The sequence below is a fragment of the Streptococcus sp. LPB0220 genome, assembly GCF_008727815.1.
In the GTDB taxonomy this organism is placed as follows: domain Bacteria; phylum Bacillota; class Bacilli; order Lactobacillales; family Streptococcaceae; genus Streptococcus.
In genome coordinates, this window is sequence record NZ_CP044230.1 from 498909 (window position 1) to 517354 (window position 18446).

Consider the following 18446-nt stretch of genomic DNA (forward strand, 5'->3'; position numbering starts at 1 on the left):
TTGATATGGCAGCAAGAGATGAGAGAACAAGAACACAGGTACTGCAAGACCGCTTTCGCCGTTTCTCTAGAGTAGAAAAGGCTTTTTATGGGTCGATTGTCTTAACAGCTGTGATTTTAGCCATTAGTATCGTCTTTATGCAGACACGGATTTTACAAGTTCAAAGTGAATTGACGGATTTGAATACGGAACTAGAAGCCAAGAAGACGGAATTGGCAGATGTTCGTCAAGAGGTCAATGAATTAACACGTTATGACCGCTTATCACAGTTGGCTAGCTCCCAAGGAATGAAGCTGCAAAAAGAAAATCGAAAAACAGTGAGTGCAAGTAGTGATGAATAAATTCAAAAAATTATTGATCGGGTATTCGATAAAGAAACGTCGCTTGCCGGATCAGAACCGAAAACAAGTTGGGAAAAATCTCAGTGTACTGGCGATTTTCCTCTTTTTTCTCTTTCTGATTAATTTTGCAATGATCATTGGGACTGACAAAAAATTTGGTGTGACCTTATCGGATCAAGCAAAAAAAGTCCATGAGCAGACGGTCATTGTTCCTGCAAAACGTGGAACGATCTACGACCGAAATGGAGCAGTAATTGCTGAAGATGCGACGACCTATAATGTTTATGCCATTATTGATAAAAAGTACAAATCGGCAACTGGGAAAATCCTTTATGTAGAAGAGAGCCAATTTAAAAAAGTAGCAGAAATCTTTAAGCAGTACTTAGGGATGGATGAGGATTACGTCATTCAACAGTTGTCGCAAAAGAAATTGAAACAGGTTTCTTTTGGGTCGAACGGAAACGGCATAACTTATAGCAATATGACGGCCATCCGTGAGGCCATGGAAGCGGCGAAAATTGAAGGGGTTGCTTTTACAACTAGTCCAAATCGGAGCTATAAAAATGGAGTTTTTGCTTCTCAATTTATAGGGCAGGCCTCTCTTCAAGAAGATAAAGAGGGGAATAAAACCTTGAAGGGGCAATCAGGAATGGAGAAATCCCTCGATCGTATTCTCGCTGGTCAAAATGGAGTCATCACCTATGACAAAGACCGAAACGGGAATATCGTTCCTGGTTCAGATAAGGTTTCTGTCAAAACAGAAGATGGAAAAGATGTCTATACGACCATTTCAGCAGAATTACAAACCTACCTTGAGACGCGAATGGATGTTTTCCAAGAAAAAGTAAAAGGAAAGTATGTTAGTGCGACTCTTGTGAGTGCAAAAACTGGAGAAATCCTGGCGACAACGCAACGTCCATCCTATAATGCGGATACCAAACAAGGGTTGGATCTGAAAAACTTGAAAACCTGGAATACCATCCTTTATCAAGGTCAATATGAACCGGGTTCAACGATGAAGGTCATGTTATTAGCTTCGGCGATTGATCATGGAACCTTCCCAGCCTATAATGAAGTATACTACAGTAACGAACTACAAGTAAAAGATGCGACGATTCGTGACTGGGATGTCAATATGGGCTTGATGGATGGACGCTATATGAACATTGCTCAGGGCTTTGCCTATTCTAGTAATATTGGGATGACCAAGCTAGAGCAGAAGATGGGAAATAACGTCTGGATGAATTACCTCCACCGCTTCAAATTTGGTCTCTCTACCCGTTTTGGCATGGGCGATGAGAGTTTTGGAAGCCTTCCGGGTGATAACTATGTTACTCAAGCTATGTCTGCCTTTGGACAAGGGATATCTGTCACCCAAACGCAGATGTTGCGGGCCTTTAGTGCCATCGCTAATGATGGGCAAATGTTGGAGCCGAAGTTTATTAGTGCTATTTACGATAAAAAATCAGACACAGCCCGCAAATCAAAAAAAGAAGTTGTTGGAAAACCAGTTTCAGGATCAGCTGCACAACAGACACGGAACTATATGATCACCGTCGGAACAGATCCAGAGTATGGAACCTTGTACAGTGATGGACCCATCATTCAGGTACCCGGTCAAAACGTTGCGGTGAAATCAGGGACTGCCCAAATGGCGACAGATCAAGGATACTTGCAAGGAGAAAATGATTATATCAACTCGGTTGTAGCCATGACACCTGCAGAAGATCCTGAATTCATTATGTATGTGACGGTCCAACAACCAGAAGTGAAATTCTCAGCGACCAGCTGGGAAGAGCTGGTTAATCCTATTTTGGAAGATGCAGTTGCTTTAAAAGACGAATTGCATTTGACATCAGAGGCACCAACTTTGGATGATGTGACCAAAGAAACGACCTACAAAATCCCTTCAGTAGAAACTCTCTCTAAGGAGTTGAATCTGAAACAAAATCTGAGCCCAGGTGCTTATTCAGAGGAATTGCGTCGCAATTTGGTGCAACCAATTGTCCTAGGAACTGGGAAAAATATCCGCAAGATGTCTGTGGATGTAGGCTCTAAAGTCAAAGCCAATCAGCAAGTATTGTTATTGACAGAAGACTTTGATGCGGTTCCGGATATGTATGGTTGGACAAAGAAAAATGCGGACATCTTTGGAGAATGGACTGGAATTGAGATTACCTATAAAGGTAGTGGAAAGAAAGTAACCAAACAAAGTGTCAAAATGAACACCTCACTCAATAAAACTAAAAAGATTACGTTAACATTAGGAGACTAAGATGTATATTGCTACGATCCTTGTATCGTTTCTATTAACAGTGGCTGCTATTCCAGCCTTTATTCGATTTTACCATCGTGCTCATATTTCCGGGCAACAAATGCACGAAGATGTGAAACAACACAAAGCGAAAGCTGGCACTCCGACAATGGGTGGAGTTGTATTTCTCATTACAGCCGTTCTAGTTAGTTTTGTCGTTACCGTATTGACTGGAAATTTCACGCGCCCTGTTCAACTGATTCTATTTATCTTGATTCTATATGGAATTGTTGGATTTTTGGATGACTTTTTAAAAGTCTTTCGTAAGATTAATGAAGGTCTCAATCCAAAACAAAAATTGGCCCTTCAACTTGTTGGTGGAATCATCTTCTATATTTTTTCTGAACGCCACGGTGCAGGAAGCCTTTTAAATGTCTTTGGTTACGATCTTTACTTGGGCCATTTCTACATTCTCTTTGCTTTGTTTTGGTTGGTTGGATTTTCAAACGCGGTCAATTTGACAGATGGGATTGATGGATTAGCCAGCATCTCCGTTGCTATTAGCCTGAGTGCCTATTCCTTTATTGCCTATATGCAAGGAAAATGGGACATTCTCTTTGTGACTTTGAGTATGATTGGGGCCTTGCTTGGATTCTTTGTCTTCAACCACAAGCCGGCTAAAATCTTTATGGGCGATGTCGGTAGTCTTGCTCTTGGAGGGATGCTTGCAGCCTTGTCAATGGCTCTGCATGTCGAGTGGACGTTGCTCTTGATTGGTCTGGTCTATGTCATTGAAACAGGTTCAGTGATGCTACAAGTGACCTATTTCAAATGGACCAAGAAACGGTACGGGGAAGGACGTCGGATTTTCCGAATGACTCCTTTCCACCATCATTTAGAACTGGGTGGCCTTTTTGGCAATGGGCAAAACTGGTCAGAATGGAAAGTGGATGCCTTTATGTGGAGCATTGCCTTGGTGACAAGTGTCGTGACTCTAGTTCTTCTCTACCTATAAAACGACGGTGGGCTTTCCCATCGTTTTTTTACTGACTCAGAGAGACTTCGCTGGTTAGGAAAAATGACTCATAAGAGAGGCAAGAAGACAGCTTTTCTGATATAATAATAGAGATCATGAAAGGAACTGAGAAAATGAAATTTACAGAGTTTAATTTTAAGCCCTATATTCAAGAGGCACTGAAAGAAATAAATTTTAGAGAAGCAACCGAAGTACAGGAAAAACTAATTCCGATTGTCCTAGATGGAAATGATTTGGTTGGAGAGTCAAAGACAGGTTCTGGGAAGACCCATACTTTCCTCTTGCCGATTTTTCAAACCTTAAATGAAGACAGTGAGCAAGTTGAAGCGGTCATCACGGCTCCTAGTCGGGAGTTGGCAACGCAAATTTACCATGCTGCTCGTCAAATCGCTAGTCATTCTGACAAAGAAATTCGGATTGTAAATTATGTTGGAGGAACGGATAAAAACCGTCAGATTGAAAAATTGCAGGTCAAACAGCCGCATATCGTGATTGGAACTCCAGGTCGGATCTATGATCTAGTTGCATCCGGTGATCTGGCTATTCATAAGGCTCATACCTTTGTGGTAGATGAGGCAGATATGACACTGGATATGGGATTTTTGTCTACCGTAGATAAGATTGCTTCAAGACTACCTCAACAACTGCAGTTTTTGGTGTTTTCAGCTACCATTCCACAAAAATTACAGCCTTTCTTGAAAAAATATCTCTCAAACCCTGTTATGGAGCAAATTAAGACCAAGACGGTGATTTCAGATACCATCGATAATTGGCTGGTTTCGACCAAGGGTCGGGATAAAAATGAGCAAATTTACCAATTGACCAAGACCTTGCAACCTTATTTGGCCATGATTTTCGTTAATACAAAAACGAGAGCAGATGATCTCCATGCCTATCTAGTAGCTCAGGGACTCAAAGTGGCGAAGATTCACGGAGATATCCCACCACGTGAACGGAAACGGATCATGAATCAGGTTAAAAATCTTGATTTTGAGTACATTGTAGCGACAGATTTGGCGGCGCGTGGAATTGATATCGAAGGGGTAAGTCATGTCATCAACGATGCCATTCCTCAAGATCTTTCTTTCTTTGTTCACCGTGTCGGCCGGACAGGCCGCAATGGCCTGCCAGGTGTCGCTATTACTCTTTATCAACCAAGTGATGATTCAGATATCCGTGAACTAGAAAAAATGGGCATTCGTTTCGTACCGAAAGTGTTGAAAAATGGGGTTATTGAAGATACCTATGATCGGGATAGACGGGCGAATCGTGAGAAGAAGCAAGAGAAACTTGATATCGAAATGATTGGTCTGGTGAAGAAGAAAAAGAAAAAAATCAAACCAGGCTACAAGAAAAAAATCAAATGGGCAGTTGATGAAAAGCGGAGAAAAGCTAAAAGAGCTGAAAACCGTGCGCGTGGTCGGGCAGAAAGAAAGGCCAAACGTCAAACTTTCTAACCCCTTCTTTCAAATGTTCAGAAGAAAACATAGATTTTCTTTATGAACTCCATAAAGAAAAACTATTAGGAACTTGTCTAAAATTATGATAGACTAAATTTGAGTAGTCTATCATTTTTCTATTTCTGTAGCAATTTTTGGAATTCCGATAGTGAATGTGATAGAATGTTTATGTTCGAGAAAGGAAGTAACAAAAATGTTTACAACTAATCTTTTAACTGCCAACTGGTATGCTGACTTTTTAAAACACGTTCCAGATAGCAAGCTGTTTAGTTTGAGAGCCGTATTGGATGCATTTCCGGCTGTCATAGGGAAATTGCCTGTGACGATTTTATTAGCCCTAGGAGGCGCATTTTTTGGGATTATTTTTGCCATGATTTTTGCTCTGGTCAAAATTAATCGTGTACGAATTCTTTACCCGATTCAAGCTGTTTTTGTCAGTTTTTTACGGGGGACTCCTTTGTTGGTTCAGTTGATGTTGACCTATTATGGGATTCCTCTTATTTTAAAAGCGATCAATCAGTCTTATGGAACAGCTTTTAATATTAATGCCATTCCAGCTGAGTTATTTGCAATTGTAGCTCTTGCCTTTAATGAGGCAGCTTATGCGAGTGAGACCATCCGGGCAGCCATTTTATCGGTTGATCCTGGTGAAATTGAGGCAGCGCGTAGTCTTGGAATGACCAACCGTCAAGTTTATCGCCGGATTATTATTCCCAATGCAGCAGTCGTTGCAACTCCAACCTTAATCAATTCTCTCATTGGCTTGACCAAGGGGACCTCGCTAGCCTTTAGTGCCAGTGTGGTTGAAATTTTTGCCCAAGCACGGATTATTGGGGGGAGCGATTTGAAGTACTTTGAACGCTTTATCACGGTATCGATTGTTTACTGGATTGTGAATATTCTCATTGAAATACTAGGCCGTCACATTGAACGTCGACTGGATATTGAGACTCCCGTAGCAATTGATTTACCAGATCAGGAGGTCCGGATCTAATGATTTATATTTCAGAATTATCAAAGACATTTTCAGGTCAAAAGGTTTTAAATAATCTAAGTTTGGAAATTCAAAAAGGGGAAGTCGTGGCCCTAATCGGGTCTTCGGGAGCTGGTAAATCAACCTTCTTACGCAGTTTAAACTATTTGGAAGCACCAGATAGTGGTAGAATTAAGATTGATGATTTCGAAGTTGATTTTGAGCACATTACCCAAGATCAAATCTTAACCTTAAGAAGAAAATTGGCCATGGTGTTCCAACAGTTTAATTTGTTTGGTAGAAAAACAGCCCTTGAAAATGTGAAAGAAGGGCTCATTGTTGTGAAGGGCCTATCCGATCAAGAAGCAACGAAAATTGCTCGAGAAGAACTGGCAAAAGTCGGTTTATCGGATCGTGAAAATCACTATCCTCGTCACCTCTCAGGTGGACAAAAACAACGGGTGGCTTTGGCCCGTGCCTTGGCCATGAAACCAGAGGTTCTTTTGCTGGATGAACCGACTTCGGCCTTGGATCCAGAATTGGTTGGAGAAGTTGAAAAATCCATTGCCAATGCAGCAAAATCAGGACAAACCATGGTACTGGTCAGCCATGATATGTCTTTTGTAGCGCAAGTAGCAGATAAGGTCCTATTTTTGGATAAAGGACGGATTATTGAATCTGGAACACCAGAGGAAATCATGCAACATCCAAAAGAAGAACGGACAAAAGAATTCTTTGCTAGTTACAAACGGACCTATGTTTGATATAATAGAGGAGAGGTAAGACTCAGCTGGCGATGCTAGCTGGGTTTGTTTTCTGAAAATGTAAAAATATTTGGAGTCGTGATGTTAAATAAATTATTGTCCTTATATTTACAAAGTTTAGTGACGACAACGATTTTAGTTGGGATCGCTTCTTGTATTTGGATTGGCTACCGTGCCCTTAAGAAGAAAGATAAAACAGCCAAGCAACGACAAGCCCATTTGTATGATATCCTCTTAATTGATATCATGACGATTCCTATTTTAACCTTTGCGGTCATAGGGATTTTGTTTATCTTTCAAGCACGATAATTGCAAAAAGACCGTGTTAGAATTATAATGGTTACAACAAAACAGAAAGAGGTTGAGTATGTTTGATACAGTGATTATTGGAGCAGGTCCTGCAGGGATGACTGCTGCCCTTTATGCAGCACGAAGCAATTTAAAGGTCGCATTGATTGAGAGAGGAATTCCAGGCGGTCAAATGAACAATACGTCTGACATTGAAAACTATCCTGGCTATGCGAATATTAGTGGCCCAGACTTGGCTGAAAAAATGTTTGAGCCTTTAGAAAATCTTGGTGTGGAACATTTGTTTGGTCAGGTAGAGCGCATCGAAGACCTCGGAGCAACCAAAAAGATTGTCACAGATGATGGGGAATTTGAAGCTAAAACCGTGGTGATTGCAACAGGGTCTAACCACCGTCCATTGAATGTCCCTGGTGAAGAGGAGCTGAACAGTAGAGGAGTTTCCTACTGTGCTGTTTGTGATGGAGCTTTCTTTAGAGATGAAAATCTCTTGGTCGTTGGTGGTGGCGATTCTGCGGTAGAAGAAGCTGTCTTTTTGACGCAGTTTGCAAAAACAGTGACTATTGCCCATCGTCGTGATCAGTTGCGTGCCCAAAAAGTTCTTCAAGACCGTGCCTTTGCCAATGATAAAATTCACTTTGCTTGGAATACGGTTGTTGAAGAAATTAAAGGTGAACAAAAAGTAACGTCTGTCCTTTTAAAAGATGTGAAGACAGGAGTGGTTAGAGAGCAGGCCTTCGGTGGTGTCTTTATCTATGTCGGTTTAGATCCTGTCAGTGATTTTGCGACGGAACTTGGTATTTTAGATGAAAATGGCTGGGTGGTGACGGATGATCATATGAGAACCAAAGTCCCAGGTATTTTTGCGGTTGGTGATGTTCGTCAAAAAGACCTACGTCAAGTGACGACAGCAGTCGGAGACGGTGCGATTGCTGGCCAAGAAGTTTATAAATATATCACAGAAAACTTTTAATGCTTAAAAAATCTGAGGTTTGTGCCTCAGATTTTTTTCGTGCTTTCCTTTCAGTATTCAATAGGGCTGAAATGTGCTATAATGGTACTAATTTTATGGTAGGAATTCATAGAACAAATCTAAAAAAAGAGGTATTCATATGTATCCAGATGACAGTTTAACGTTGCATACTGATTTATACCAAATCAACATGATGCAGGTCTATTTTGATCAAGGTATCCACAATAAACATGCTGTATTTGAAGTGTATTTTCGTCAACAGCCTTTTAAAAACGGCTATGCTGTATTTGCTGGCTTAGAGCGAATTGTGAAATATTTGGAAAACTTGAGTTTTTCTGAGAGCGATATTGCCTATTTAGAGTCACTTGGTTATCATGGAGCCTTCTTGGAATATCTCCGTGATCTTAAATTGGAACTGACAGTACGCTCGGCTCAAGAAGGTGACTTAGTTTTTGCCAATGAACCAATTGTCCAGGTCGAAGGTCCTCTGGCTCAGTGTCAATTGGTGGAAACAGCCCTCTTAAATATAGTCAACTTTCAAACCTTGATAGCCACAAAGGCTGCACGCATTCGTTCGGTCATTGAAGATGAGCCTTTGATGGAATTTGGGACACGTCGCGCGCAAGAAATGGATGCTGCGATTTGGGGAACTCGTGCGGCAGTCATCGGAGGTGCTAATGGGACTAGTAATGTTCGGGCAGGAAAACTCTTTGGAATCCCTGTTTTAGGAACCCATGCCCATTCTCTTGTACAGGTATATGGAAATGACTACCAAGCCTTTAAGGCCTATGCGGAAACCCATAAAGATTGTGTCTTCCTCGTCGATACCTATGATACCCTTCGTATTGGGGTACCAGCAGCTATTCAGGTAGCGCGTGAAATGGGAGAGAAGATCAATTTCTTAGGCGTTCGGATTGATTCAGGAGATATTGCCTATATTTCTAAAAAAGTTCGCCAGCAATTAGATGAGGCTGGGTTTACAAATGCTAAAATCTACGCTTCTAACGACTTGGATGAAAATACCATCCTCAACTTGAAAATGCAAAAAGCAAAAATTGATGTTTGGGGTGTGGGAACCAAGCTAATCACAGCCTATGATCAACCAGCGCTTGGAGCGGTATACAAAATTGTCTCTGTTGAAAACGAAGCAGGAGAGATGATCAATACCATCAAGCTTTCCAATAATGCAGAGAAAGTTTCTACTCCAGGTAAAAAGCAAGTCTGGCGGATTACGAGCCGTGAAAAAGGTAAGTCAGAAGGGGACTACATCACTTATGATGGAGTAGATGTTTCACAACTGACAGAACTTAAAATGTTCCATCCAACTTATACCTACATTAATAAAACGGTCCGAAACTTTGAAGCTATTCCTCTTTTAGTGGATATTTTTAAAGAGGGTCAATTGGTTTATCAACTACCACCATTATCAGAAATTCAAGAATATGCTCGTAAAAATTACGATCAATTGTGGGATGAATACAAGCGTGTCCTTAATCCACAGCATTACCCAGTTGACTTGGCGAAAGATATTTGGCAGGACAAGATGGACCTGATCGAGGAAATGCGTAACAAAGCTAATGGAGAAGGAGAAGCAAAATGAGTTTGCAAGAAGAGATTATCCAACAATTGGGTGTCAAGCCTAGCATTGATCCTCAGGAAGAGATTCGCCGCTCGGTTGATTTCTTAAAAAGATATCTAAAAAAACATCCTTTTTTGAAAACATTTGTATTAGGGATCTCAGGAGGACAAGATTCGACTCTTGCTGGACGGTTAGCTCAATTAGCCATAGAAGAAATGCGCGCAGAGACAGGAGATACCTCCTATCAATTTATTGCTGTTCGCCTTCCTTATGGGGTACAGACAGATGAAGAAGATGCTCAAAAAGCTTTGACCTTTATCCAGCCAGATGTCAGCCTAGTCGTTAACATCAAGGAATCAGTTGATGCCATGGAACGCGCTGTCGAAGCAACAGGAACGGATATCTCCGACTTCAACAAGGGCAATATCAAGGCTCGCAGTCGCATGATTGCTCAGTATGCTTTAGCAGGTGCGCGGAGTGGAGCCGTTATTGGGACGGACCATGCAGCGGAAAATATTACAGGTTTCTTCACAAAATTTGGAGATGGTGGTGCAGATATTTTACCCCTTTTCCGTTTGAACAAGCGCCAAGGAAAACAATTGCTTAAAGCCTTGGGAGCTGATCCTGCTCTCTATGAGAAAATCCCAACTGCAGATTTGGAAGAAGAAAAACCAGGAATAGCAGACGAAGTAGCGCTGGGTGTCACCTATAATGAAATCGATGATTACCTAGAAGGCAAACAAGTGAGCCCAGAAGCTCAAGCCACTATTGAAAAATGGTGGTACAAAGGCCAACACAAACGCCACCTGCCAATCACAGTATTTGATCATTTCTGGGAGTAAAAAGGTCCACTGGACCTTTTTAGCCCGAGTCTTAAAATAGGAAAACGAGACAGAAATCGGTAACTCGCAGAGTTCGATTTCGTAGTCTCACCATACAATATTGTGAAAAGCATCAAAAAGAAGGGCGATTTCATCCGTCCTTTTCTTCTAGATTAAAGTAACCAACTTGCAACGTTCAAGTTGCATGAAAAAATGAAGGGAGACAATCTATGAATCATCTTGGAAGTCTTGTCATAGAGACAGAGCATTTATACTTGAGGCCTTTCGTTTTGGAAGATGCACCAGCGATGTTTGAAAATTGGGCTTCGGATCCTGAAACCCTGAAATATGTCACTTGGGATGCCCATGCATCTACTGAGAGAACCAGAGAATCGATCAAAAGATGGATCGAACAGTATCGTAAACCAGATACTTATAAATGGGCGCTTTGTTTGAAAACATCACTGGATCAGGTAATTGGAGATATTAGTGTGGTTTCTCAAGACCAGGAAAGTCAATCATGCGAGCTAGGTTATATCCTTGGCAAGAAATTCTGGGGGCGGGGATTCATGACAGAAGCCGTCATAGCTGTTTTGGATTTCTTATTGAACAAAGTCGGATTTAAAGAAATCAAAGCCACTTATGTCAGTTTAAATCCTGCTTCAGGGAAAGTCATGGAAAAGGCAGGAATGCAGTATGTAGAAACCATCCCTCATGCCATTCAACGCAAAGGATATTGTGGGGATAAAATCATCTATTCTAAACAGAATCCCTCTCTATAGGGTGATTTTTACTTGAAGATTCTGCTCAAAGGATTATAATAGTAAATAATGAAAAAAGGAGATTGCTATGTCAGAATTAACGAAAGAATTTACAGACCAGCTCTATGCTAATTATGAAGCAAATGTGAAATATGCGGCTCTTGAAAATGCTGTTACCCACAATGGGATCCATGCATCGCTTGAAACGCGCAAGAGTGCAGTAGAAAATACACCAGTTTTTTCACTTGATTTGACCAAGGATAAGGTGACAAACCAAAAAGCATCTGGACGTTGTTGGATGTTTGCGGCTTTAAATACCTTCCGTCACAAGATGATTTCAAGCTTCCAATTGGAGGATTTTGAATTGTCTCAAGCACATACTTTCTTTTGGGATAAGTATGAAAAATCAAACTGGTTTTTGGAGCAAGTGATTGCTACAGCAGATCAAGAATTGACCAGCCGTAAGGTGGCTTTTCTCCTACAAACCCCACAACAAGATGGTGGTCAATGGGATATGGTGGTATCCCTCTTTGAGAAATACGGAGTGGTTCCAAAATCAGTTTATCCGGAATCGATTTCTTCAAGTAATAGCCGGGAATTGAACACCTACCTCAATAAACTCTTGCGTCAAGATGCGCAAATCTTGCGTGACTTGATTCACTCAGGCGCAGATAGTGAGGCAGTTGCGAGCAAGAAACAAGCGTTGTTGCAAGAAATCTTTAACTTCTTGGCTATGTCTTTAGGATTGCCTCCGCGTGAATTTGACTTTTCATACCGTGATAAGGACAACCAATTCCATACCGAAAGTGGCTTAACTCCACAAAGCTTCTACAAAAAATATGTAGACCTTCAATTAGACGATTACGTCTCCATTATCAATGCCCCAACTACAGATAAGCCATATGGAAAATCTTACACCGTAGATATGCTGGGCAATGTGGTTGGTAGCCGTCCAGTCCGCTACCTAAATGTTCCAATGGATCGATTGAAAGAATTAGCTATTGCTCAAATGAAAGCAGGAGAAACTGTCTGGTTTGGTTCAGATGTAGGCCAAGTCAGCAACCGTAAAGCCGGAATCCTGGCAACAGATGTCTACGATTTTGAAGCAGGCATGGACATTCATTTGACACAAGACAAGGCGGGTCGCTTGGACTATGCAGAAAGTCTCATGACACACGCTATGGTCTTGACAGGGGTTGATTTAGACGAAGCAGGTCAGCCTCGTAAATGGAAGGTTGAAAATTCATGGGGAGACAAGGTCGGTACAGATGGTTACTTTGTGGCTTCTGATGCTTGGATGGATGAATATACCTATCAAATCGTGGTTCGTAAAGAATTCCTAACAGCAGACGAATTAGCAGCCTATGAAGCAGAACCAATTGTCCTAGCACCGTGGGATCCAATGGGAGCTTTAGCAAAATAATGATATAGAAAAGAGCCGAAAGGCTCTTTTCAGATTGAAGACAAAATATCTTAAAAACTTTCCTTAGGTGAGTACGGACGTCAGCGAACTTCTTTAAAGTTCCATGACTAATTATTGAGTCTAAGGTCTCAATAATTCCGAGTGCCTGAAACAATAACGTTTCAAGCACTTTTCTCACAGCGGAAAGTTTCAGTATTTTCTTAAATCGATTTAAATATTGGAACTCAATTTTGTTTTTTGCAGAATCACTTAACTTATTTTGCTTTAAAATAGTTTGTCTACATTCTAATAAGAGCCGAAAGGCTCTTTTTTTTTTATATACTCAAAAATAAAAAAGCTGGGAAGTCTAACTAAATAAATCAGATTTTATTCGTTCTGGTTTTTTAACCATTGTTTTAAAAAAAGCCGGGCAAAAGCCCGACTTCTCCATTCTATTATTCGTTATGATTGTTAGAGTCTTGCGAAGAAGGCTCAGATGGTTTAGATTGATTTTCTTCGTTCGAAGAGCTAGACGATGGTTCTTCATACGAATACTGATCAGTGGAATAACTTGGCTCATAGTAGTAGTTATTGTAGTTGTTCTTACCATTGTTTAAGTAGAGATAAGAACCACTTCGATACAGTCCACTTGGTTGCGTCCAATCCGTATGACCAGAGTTATTATTATTAGCAAGATAGAGCATCATTTGACGGTAGACATCCGTTGCGACCTGTATTCCATTATCCAATACTGGTGTAAAGCGATTGGAATAACCCGTCCAGACGGCCATAGCATATTCAGGTGTGTATCCTACGAATAATTCATCTGGTGTCGCAATACTTGAATAACCTGTATTTTTTGTTAACTTATTGACCTCGTTATCATCATAGTTTGATGTACCAGTCTTACCAGCTTGGTAGATTCCCGAAATGGCAGCATTTGTACCGGTACCAGACAAGAGAACTGTCTTCATCATATCTGTCATCATGTAGGCAGTTGTTGCTTTCATTGCACGAGTTCCTTCGGACTCAAATTCCTTGGTTGTGCCATCACTAAAGACAACCCGACTAACATAGGATGGTTTGTAATAGGTACCGCCATTGGCAAAAGCAGCATAGGCAGCTGCCATTTTCTCACTGCTGGCTCCGTATTTGTTGCTAGAATCGCTAGTGTTACTCGAGATAGCGTTGGCGTAAACCATTTCTGGGTAATCGATCCCTAATCCATTGAGGAATTTCTTAGCTTGTTTAAGACCAACTTTTTCCAGGGCCTTCACCGCAGGCACGTTACGAGATTGTTGAATTGCGTAGGTAATGGACATGCTACCATAGTATGAACGGTCCCAGTTGTAGACAGGCGTTGATGAATGAGGGAAGTTGTATGGCGCATCTGTTGTAGTAGCTGCTGTAGAGGTATATTCCTCATGTTCAAGAGCTGGTGCGTAATCTGTGATTGGTTTCATTGATGAACCCCAGTCACGGTTAGTCTCAACGGCTTGGTTTGTACCAAAGGAAACGTTGCTAGATTGGTGACGAGAGCCAAGTTGTGCAATGACTTTACCAGTATTGACATCAATAACAGTAGAAGCTACTTGCAACTCATCATCTGGATAGTTGACATATTCATCTGTATTGTAGATATCCCACAATTTCTTTTGGGCTTCAGTGTCAACGTTAGTATAAACATCCATCCCTGTCGTCAATACATTGTAGCCCGTTTCTTCTTCGACCTGTTCGATCACTTCTTTCAGGTAATTATCCATATAGGCGGGATAACTGCTTGAAGAACTAAGACTTTGTAGACCATCTGTAACAGGTGTGTTGACCGCTGCTTCGTATTGTTTATTAGAAATGGTCTTCATATCGAGCATTTCTTTTAATACTAAGTTTCGGCGTTGTTGTGCTGCTTCAGGGTGGGAGTATGGGTCGTATTGGTTTGGTGCTTGGGGCATTCCTGCAAGGAGTGCTAATTGAGGGAGCGAAAGATCTTTTAGATCTTTTCCGTAATAACTTTTCGCAGCCGTCTGCATTCCGTAGTTCCCATTCGCCATAAATACTTTATTGACGTAATAGGTCAAGATTTCTTGTTTGGTTGCTTTCTTTTCTAGTTGGGTTGCTAACCAAGCTTCTTGGATCTTACGAGAGAGGGTACGGTCAGAGGCTGAAGTGGAGAAATAGGTTAACTTGATCAATTGTTGCGTCAAGGTTGACCCACCTTGACTTCCTCCTCGTAAGTTGTGAAGGAAGGAACCGCCGATCCGAATGATGTCGACCCCACGGTGATTGAAGAAACGGTGGTCTTCAATCGCAACGATAGCATTGACCAAATCAGTAGGGATTTCATTGGCTGTGACATTGATTCGTTTCTCAGCTCCCAAATCCGCGATCAAGTTATTTTGGTTGTCATAGATCTTACTAGATGTTGTTGCAACCAAATCTTTTTCAGACAAGGTTGGTGCTTTCATAGCATAGTAACTAAATATCAGTCCACCGAGGACAAATAAAAGTAAGAAAAATGAAATGGCTGCGATGGCAACATATTTCAACCATTGAATGACTGTTTGTTTATTCATTTAAATACCGCCTAGAAGTTTCTGTTCGATAATATCAAGATAAGGAACGCTTGGAAGACGATTCTTATCTACTAGAAAGCCGTGCTCCTGAATATAGGAGAGGGGCATGGATTTACTACCATGATCGATGTTGTAATAGTGAATTAATGCAGGAGCAGGAAGTAAGTAGGTTTCACTCAACTTTGCAAAATGCAAGAGAACGAAACAGATACCGCCTTGCTGAACAACTGCCTCCATATGATCGATTTGATGTTGATGAAAATTTTTCATCGGCATGGATTGCTTTTGCTGTGTTTCCTTCGCTTCAAAATCGATATAGCGTCCCTTGTATACTCCAGAATAGTCCGTCGTTGAGGCTTGCCTGAAATAGGCTTCAACAATCTTTGCCCGACTGCGACGTGGATAATCCACTTTCACGATTTGAATCGGTGTTGGTTTTTTATGGATGACTGCTAGACCTCGAGAAAGATAGTATTGATTGCTTTCATTGATCATTTTTTCAAATGTCATCCCACGATTCGCAAAGTCGACTGGATGTTTCCTTTGTGTAGAGACCAAGGTTTTTTTGGCTACTTTATGTGGATAGTTGACCATAGTTCTCCTTATTGGTACAATTACATCACTCTATTATATCATAAATTAGAATAATGAGGAAAAAATGAATACCATACTTGTTGCAGGTTATAAGAGTTTTGATGTGGGAGTCTTTTCCAATAAAGACCCTCGACTGACCATTATCAAAAAAGCCATTGAAAGAGATCTTCGTCGTCTATTTGAAGAAGGAGTGAAATGGCTGGTCTTTTCTGGTAATTTGGGATTTGAGGCTTGGGTACTAGAGGTCGCCTTTGCATTAAAAAAAGATTACGATTTTCAAATGGCGACGATCTTCCTATTTGAGAATGTTGGCGAAAATTGGAATGAAAGCAATCAGGAATTATTAGCACGCTTCAAACAGGTGGATTTCGTGAAATATGCCTATCCCCACTATAGCAATCCGGGTCAACTAAAAGAATACAATCAGTTTTTGATAGATAACGCGGATGGAGCTTATGTTTTTTATGATCCAGAAAATGAAACCAATTTAAAATATCTTTACAAAATGATGGTAGAAAAAGAACCATTTTATGTCAAACAATTAAGTTTTGATGACTTAAATGAACTTGCTGAAAATTTTTACGAAAACTAAGTGTTATACCTTGATTTTTCTTACCATTTTTTTATATAATTGAGATGATGAACTAGATTGGAGAGAGTAATGGCGAGTATTATTTTTACTGCGAAAGATATTTTTGATCAAGATTTCAAACGAGAAGTTCGTGGTTATAATAAAGATGAAGTAAATGAATTTTTGGATGATGTCATAAAAGACTATGAAACCTATGCTGCTTTGGTGAAGGAATTGCGTGAAGAAAACGCCCGCCTTCGTGAAGAACTTGCCCAAAAAGCACAGGAAACACCACAAACATCTCCGATTGCTAGCACTGCTACGCAAGAATTCCCGCAAGTGACAACAGCGACGAACTTTGATATTCTCAAACGTCTTAATCGTTTGGAAAAAGAAGTTTTTGGGAAACAGATCGTAGATCGCGATTATTAATTCCATAGATCGTGCAATTTTTGGATAATCGCGTGAGAGAATGCTCTCATGAGGAAAGTCCATGCTAGCACAGGCTGTGATGCCTGTAGTGTTTGTGCTAGGTGAATCCATAAGCCTAGGGACTTGGTATTCAAGTTACGGCGAGTGAAGGAGCTAAGTCTAAGGATATGCTCTAGTAACTCTGAAAGTGCCACAGTGACGTAGTTTTTAGGGAAACCTAAAAAGTGGAACGCGGTAAACCCCTCAAGCTAGCAACCCAAACTTTGGTCGGGGCATGGAATGCGTGGAAACGAACATAGCATTCTGACTGGAAACAGTAGACAGATGATTATCGAAGGAAATGGTACCTAGTCATTTCTGGAACAAAACATGGCTTATAGAAAATTGCATATAGGTTGATGAGGTGGAGAGAGATCTCAACCTCCTTTTTTAAAGTGATAGGAATAAGATGAAAAAACAATTTGAATTGATTGCAACGGTCGCTGCTGGCCTAGAGGCTGTTGTTGGTCGAGAACTACGCGATCTCGGTTACGATTGCCAGGTTGAAAATGGACGGGTTCGATTTCAAGGAGACCGTCGAGCAATCATAGAAACCAACCTCTGGTTGCGCGCGGCTGATCGTGTGAAAATTGTGGTTGGGACTTTTCCAGCCAAAACCTTCGAAGAACTCTTTCAAGGTGTCTTTGCTTTGGATTGGGAAAACTATTTGCCTTTAGGAGCACGTTTTCCTATTTCTAAGGCTAAATGTGTCAAATCAAAGCTTCATAATGAACCTAGCGTTCAGGCTATTTCGAAAAAAGCAGTGGTTAAAAAGTTACAAAAACACTATGCCCGACCAGAAGGTGTTCCTCTCATGGAAAATGGGGCAGAGTTTAAGATCGAAGTATCAATCCTTAAAGACCAAGCCACCGTCTTGATTGACACCACTGGTAGTAGCCTCTTCAAACGTGGTTATCGGACTGAAAAAGGGGGAGCCCCTATTAAGGAAAATATGGCAGCGGCAATTCTTATGCTGTCAAACTGGTATCCAGATAAACCCTTGATTGACCCGACATGTGGTTCTGGAACGTTTTGTATTGAGGCGGCGATGATTGCGAGAAATATGGCACCTGGTTTACGTCGGACCTTTTCTTTTGAAGAATGGAACTGGATGGATGATCGCTTGATTCATGAAGTCCGTCAAGAAGCAAGCAGAAAAATCAATCGCGAGATCGAATTGGATATTATGGGAACCGATATCGATGCACGGATGGTTGAGATTGCCAAAGAAAATGCACAGAAAGCGGGCGTTAGCAGTGACATTACTTTCAAACAAATGCGAGTCCAAGATCTTCACTCAGATAAGATCAACGGGGTGATTATCTCCAACCCTCCATATGGAGAACGCTTATCCGATGATGAGGGTGTGACGAAATTGTATACTGAAATGGGGCACGTATTTGCACCTCTCAAAACCTGGAGTAAATTCATCCTAACCAGTGATGAAGGTTTTGAATCTAAATTCGGTAGTAAAGCAGATAAAAAACGAAAACTTTTTAACGGAACCCTAAAAGTTGATCTCTACCAATATTTTGGGGAACGAGTAAAACGGCAGATAAAGGCATAG

General features: G+C 40.9%; 17 protein-coding genes and 1 other RNA gene. 16 read left to right on the forward strand and 2 right to left on the reverse strand.

Going from position 1 to position 18446, the window contains the following annotated elements; all coding sequences use genetic code 11:
• Nucleotides 1–5 precede the first annotated feature (5 nt).
• From ftsL to pepC, 12 genes are all read left to right on the forward strand, one after another.
• Nucleotides 6–341, forward strand: a complete 336-nt coding sequence (gene ftsL, locus LPB220_RS02670) for a cell division protein FtsL (protein WP_003003929.1) — start codon at nucleotides 6–8, stop codon at nucleotides 339–341.
• On the forward strand, nucleotides 334–2616 hold the full coding sequence (gene pbp2X / locus LPB220_RS02675) for a penicillin-binding protein PBP2X (protein WP_150905414.1): 2283 nt from the start codon (nucleotides 334–336) through the stop codon (nucleotides 2614–2616). The genes ftsL and pbp2X overlap by 8 nt, the downstream gene beginning before the upstream one ends.
• Nucleotide 2617: 1 nt before the next feature.
• A complete protein-coding gene (gene mraY, locus LPB220_RS02680) occupies nucleotides 2618–3610 on the forward strand; it encodes a phospho-N-acetylmuramoyl-pentapeptide-transferase (RefSeq protein WP_009732320.1) in 993 nt (330 codons plus the stop codon).
• 134 nt (nucleotides 3611–3744) lie between these two features.
• Nucleotides 3745–5088 (forward strand): DEAD/DEAH box helicase, encoded by a 1344-nt coding sequence (locus LPB220_RS02685; RefSeq protein WP_150905416.1) that lies wholly within the window; start codon nucleotides 3745–3747, stop codon nucleotides 5086–5088.
• Nucleotides 5089–5284: 196 nt separating this feature from the next.
• Complete coding sequence (locus tag LPB220_RS02690; RefSeq protein WP_049498839.1) at nucleotides 5285–6085, forward strand: amino acid ABC transporter permease; 801 nt, start codon at nucleotides 5285–5287, stop codon at nucleotides 6083–6085.
• On the forward strand, nucleotides 6085–6828 hold the full coding sequence (locus LPB220_RS02695) for an amino acid ABC transporter ATP-binding protein (protein ID WP_003003991.1): 744 nt from the start codon (nucleotides 6085–6087) through the stop codon (nucleotides 6826–6828). The genes LPB220_RS02690 and LPB220_RS02695 overlap by 1 nt, the downstream gene beginning before the upstream one ends.
• An 81-nt stretch (nucleotides 6829–6909) precedes the next feature.
• Complete coding sequence (locus LPB220_RS02700; RefSeq protein WP_003003995.1) at nucleotides 6910–7137, forward strand: DUF4059 family protein; 228 nt, start codon at nucleotides 6910–6912, stop codon at nucleotides 7135–7137.
• Between the two features lie 58 nt (nucleotides 7138–7195).
• Nucleotides 7196–8107, forward strand: coding sequence for a thioredoxin-disulfide reductase (trxB, locus tag LPB220_RS02705; protein WP_125826973.1), 912 nt, complete (start codon nucleotides 7196–7198; stop codon nucleotides 8105–8107).
• Between the two features lie 139 nt (nucleotides 8108–8246).
• The gene (locus tag LPB220_RS02710) at nucleotides 8247–9707 is read left to right on the forward strand and encodes a nicotinate phosphoribosyltransferase (RefSeq protein ID WP_023920286.1); all 1461 of its coding nucleotides are present in this window, start codon (nucleotides 8247–8249) and stop codon (nucleotides 9705–9707) included.
• The gene (gene nadE, locus LPB220_RS02715) at nucleotides 9704–10528 is read left to right on the forward strand and encodes an ammonia-dependent NAD(+) synthetase (protein WP_150905418.1); all 825 of its coding nucleotides are present in this window, start codon (nucleotides 9704–9706) and stop codon (nucleotides 10526–10528) included. Before LPB220_RS02710 ends, nadE begins: the two co-directional genes overlap by 4 nt.
• A gap of 209 nt (nucleotides 10529–10737) precedes the next feature.
• Nucleotides 10738–11289, forward strand: a complete 552-nt coding sequence (locus LPB220_RS02720; RefSeq protein ID WP_031575284.1) for a GNAT family N-acetyltransferase — start codon at nucleotides 10738–10740, stop codon at nucleotides 11287–11289.
• A gap of 67 nt (nucleotides 11290–11356) precedes the next feature.
• The gene (gene pepC, locus LPB220_RS02725; protein WP_009732326.1) at nucleotides 11357–12691 is read left to right on the forward strand and encodes an aminopeptidase C; all 1335 of its coding nucleotides are present in this window, start codon (nucleotides 11357–11359) and stop codon (nucleotides 12689–12691) included.
• Between the two features lie 434 nt (nucleotides 12692–13125).
• Here the strand turns inward: pepC and pbp1a are convergent, their stop codons facing one another.
• Together pbp1a and recU are read right to left on the reverse strand one after the other, a co-directional pair.
• Nucleotides 13126–15243 (reverse strand): penicillin-binding protein PBP1A, encoded by a 2118-nt coding sequence (gene pbp1a / locus LPB220_RS02730; RefSeq protein ID WP_150905420.1) that lies wholly within the window; start codon nucleotides 15241–15243, stop codon nucleotides 13126–13128.
• Nucleotides 15244–15837, reverse strand: a complete 594-nt coding sequence (recU, locus tag LPB220_RS02735) for a Holliday junction resolvase RecU (RefSeq protein WP_003010355.1) — start codon at nucleotides 15835–15837, stop codon at nucleotides 15244–15246.
• A 64-nt stretch (nucleotides 15838–15901) separates the two neighbouring features.
• On the opposite strand from recU, the gene LPB220_RS02740 reads away from it, so the two are divergent.
• The 4 genes from LPB220_RS02740 to LPB220_RS02755 all read left to right on the forward strand — a co-directional run bounded on the left by LPB220_RS02740 (nucleotide 15902) and on the right by LPB220_RS02755 (nucleotide 18446).
• Nucleotides 15902–16429: a DUF1273 domain-containing protein gene (locus LPB220_RS02740; RefSeq protein WP_023920293.1), complete on the forward strand. Its 528-nt coding sequence runs from the start codon at nucleotides 15902–15904 to the stop codon at nucleotides 16427–16429.
• 69 nt (nucleotides 16430–16498) lie between these two features.
• Entirely contained in the window at nucleotides 16499–16840 is a 342-nt protein-coding gene (gene gpsB / locus LPB220_RS02745; protein WP_003010351.1) for a cell division regulator GpsB, read from the forward strand.
• Nucleotides 16841–16856: 16 nt separating this feature from the next.
• An RNA gene (rnpB, locus tag LPB220_RS02750) (RNase P RNA component class B) lies at nucleotides 16857–17222 on the forward strand.
• A gap of 66 nt (nucleotides 17223–17288) precedes the next feature.
• On the forward strand, nucleotides 17289–18446 hold the full coding sequence (locus tag LPB220_RS02755; protein WP_150905422.1) for a THUMP domain-containing class I SAM-dependent RNA methyltransferase: 1158 nt from the start codon (nucleotides 17289–17291) through the stop codon (nucleotides 18444–18446).

Excerpts from the sequence above, each read along its gene's own strand:
- ftsL (WP_003003929.1), top strand. The coding sequence starts at position 6 with ATGGCAGCAAGAGATGAGAGAACAAGAACACAGGTACTGCAAGACCGC.
- pbp2X (WP_150905414.1), top strand. The coding sequence starts at position 334 with ATGAATAAATTCAAAAAATTATTGATCGGGTATTCGATAAAGAAACGT.
- mraY (WP_009732320.1), top strand. The coding sequence starts at position 2,618 with ATGTATATTGCTACGATCCTTGTATCGTTTCTATTAACAGTGGCTGCT.
- LPB220_RS02685 (WP_150905416.1), top strand. The coding sequence starts at position 3,745 with ATGAAATTTACAGAGTTTAATTTTAAGCCCTATATTCAAGAGGCACTG.
- LPB220_RS02690 (WP_049498839.1), top strand. The coding sequence starts at position 5,285 with ATGTTTACAACTAATCTTTTAACTGCCAACTGGTATGCTGACTTTTTA.
- LPB220_RS02695 (WP_003003991.1), top strand. The coding sequence starts at position 6,085 with ATGATTTATATTTCAGAATTATCAAAGACATTTTCAGGTCAAAAGGTT.
- LPB220_RS02700 (WP_003003995.1), top strand. The coding sequence starts at position 6,910 with ATGTTAAATAAATTATTGTCCTTATATTTACAAAGTTTAGTGACGACA.
- trxB (WP_125826973.1), top strand. The coding sequence starts at position 7,196 with ATGTTTGATACAGTGATTATTGGAGCAGGTCCTGCAGGGATGACTGCT.
- LPB220_RS02710 (WP_023920286.1), top strand. The coding sequence starts at position 8,247 with ATGTATCCAGATGACAGTTTAACGTTGCATACTGATTTATACCAAATC.
- nadE (WP_150905418.1), top strand. The coding sequence starts at position 9,704 with ATGAGTTTGCAAGAAGAGATTATCCAACAATTGGGTGTCAAGCCTAGC.
- LPB220_RS02720 (WP_031575284.1), top strand. The coding sequence starts at position 10,738 with ATGAATCATCTTGGAAGTCTTGTCATAGAGACAGAGCATTTATACTTG.
- pepC (WP_009732326.1), top strand. The coding sequence starts at position 11,357 with ATGTCAGAATTAACGAAAGAATTTACAGACCAGCTCTATGCTAATTAT.
- pbp1a (WP_150905420.1), bottom strand. The coding sequence starts at position 15,243 with ATGAATAAACAAACAGTCATTCAATGGTTGAAATATGTTGCCATCGCA.
- recU (WP_003010355.1), bottom strand. The coding sequence starts at position 15,837 with ATGGTCAACTATCCACATAAAGTAGCCAAAAAAACCTTGGTCTCTACA.
- LPB220_RS02740 (WP_023920293.1), top strand. The coding sequence starts at position 15,902 with ATGAATACCATACTTGTTGCAGGTTATAAGAGTTTTGATGTGGGAGTC.
- gpsB (WP_003010351.1), top strand. The coding sequence starts at position 16,499 with ATGGCGAGTATTATTTTTACTGCGAAAGATATTTTTGATCAAGATTTC.
- LPB220_RS02755 (WP_150905422.1), top strand. The coding sequence starts at position 17,289 with ATGAAAAAACAATTTGAATTGATTGCAACGGTCGCTGCTGGCCTAGAG.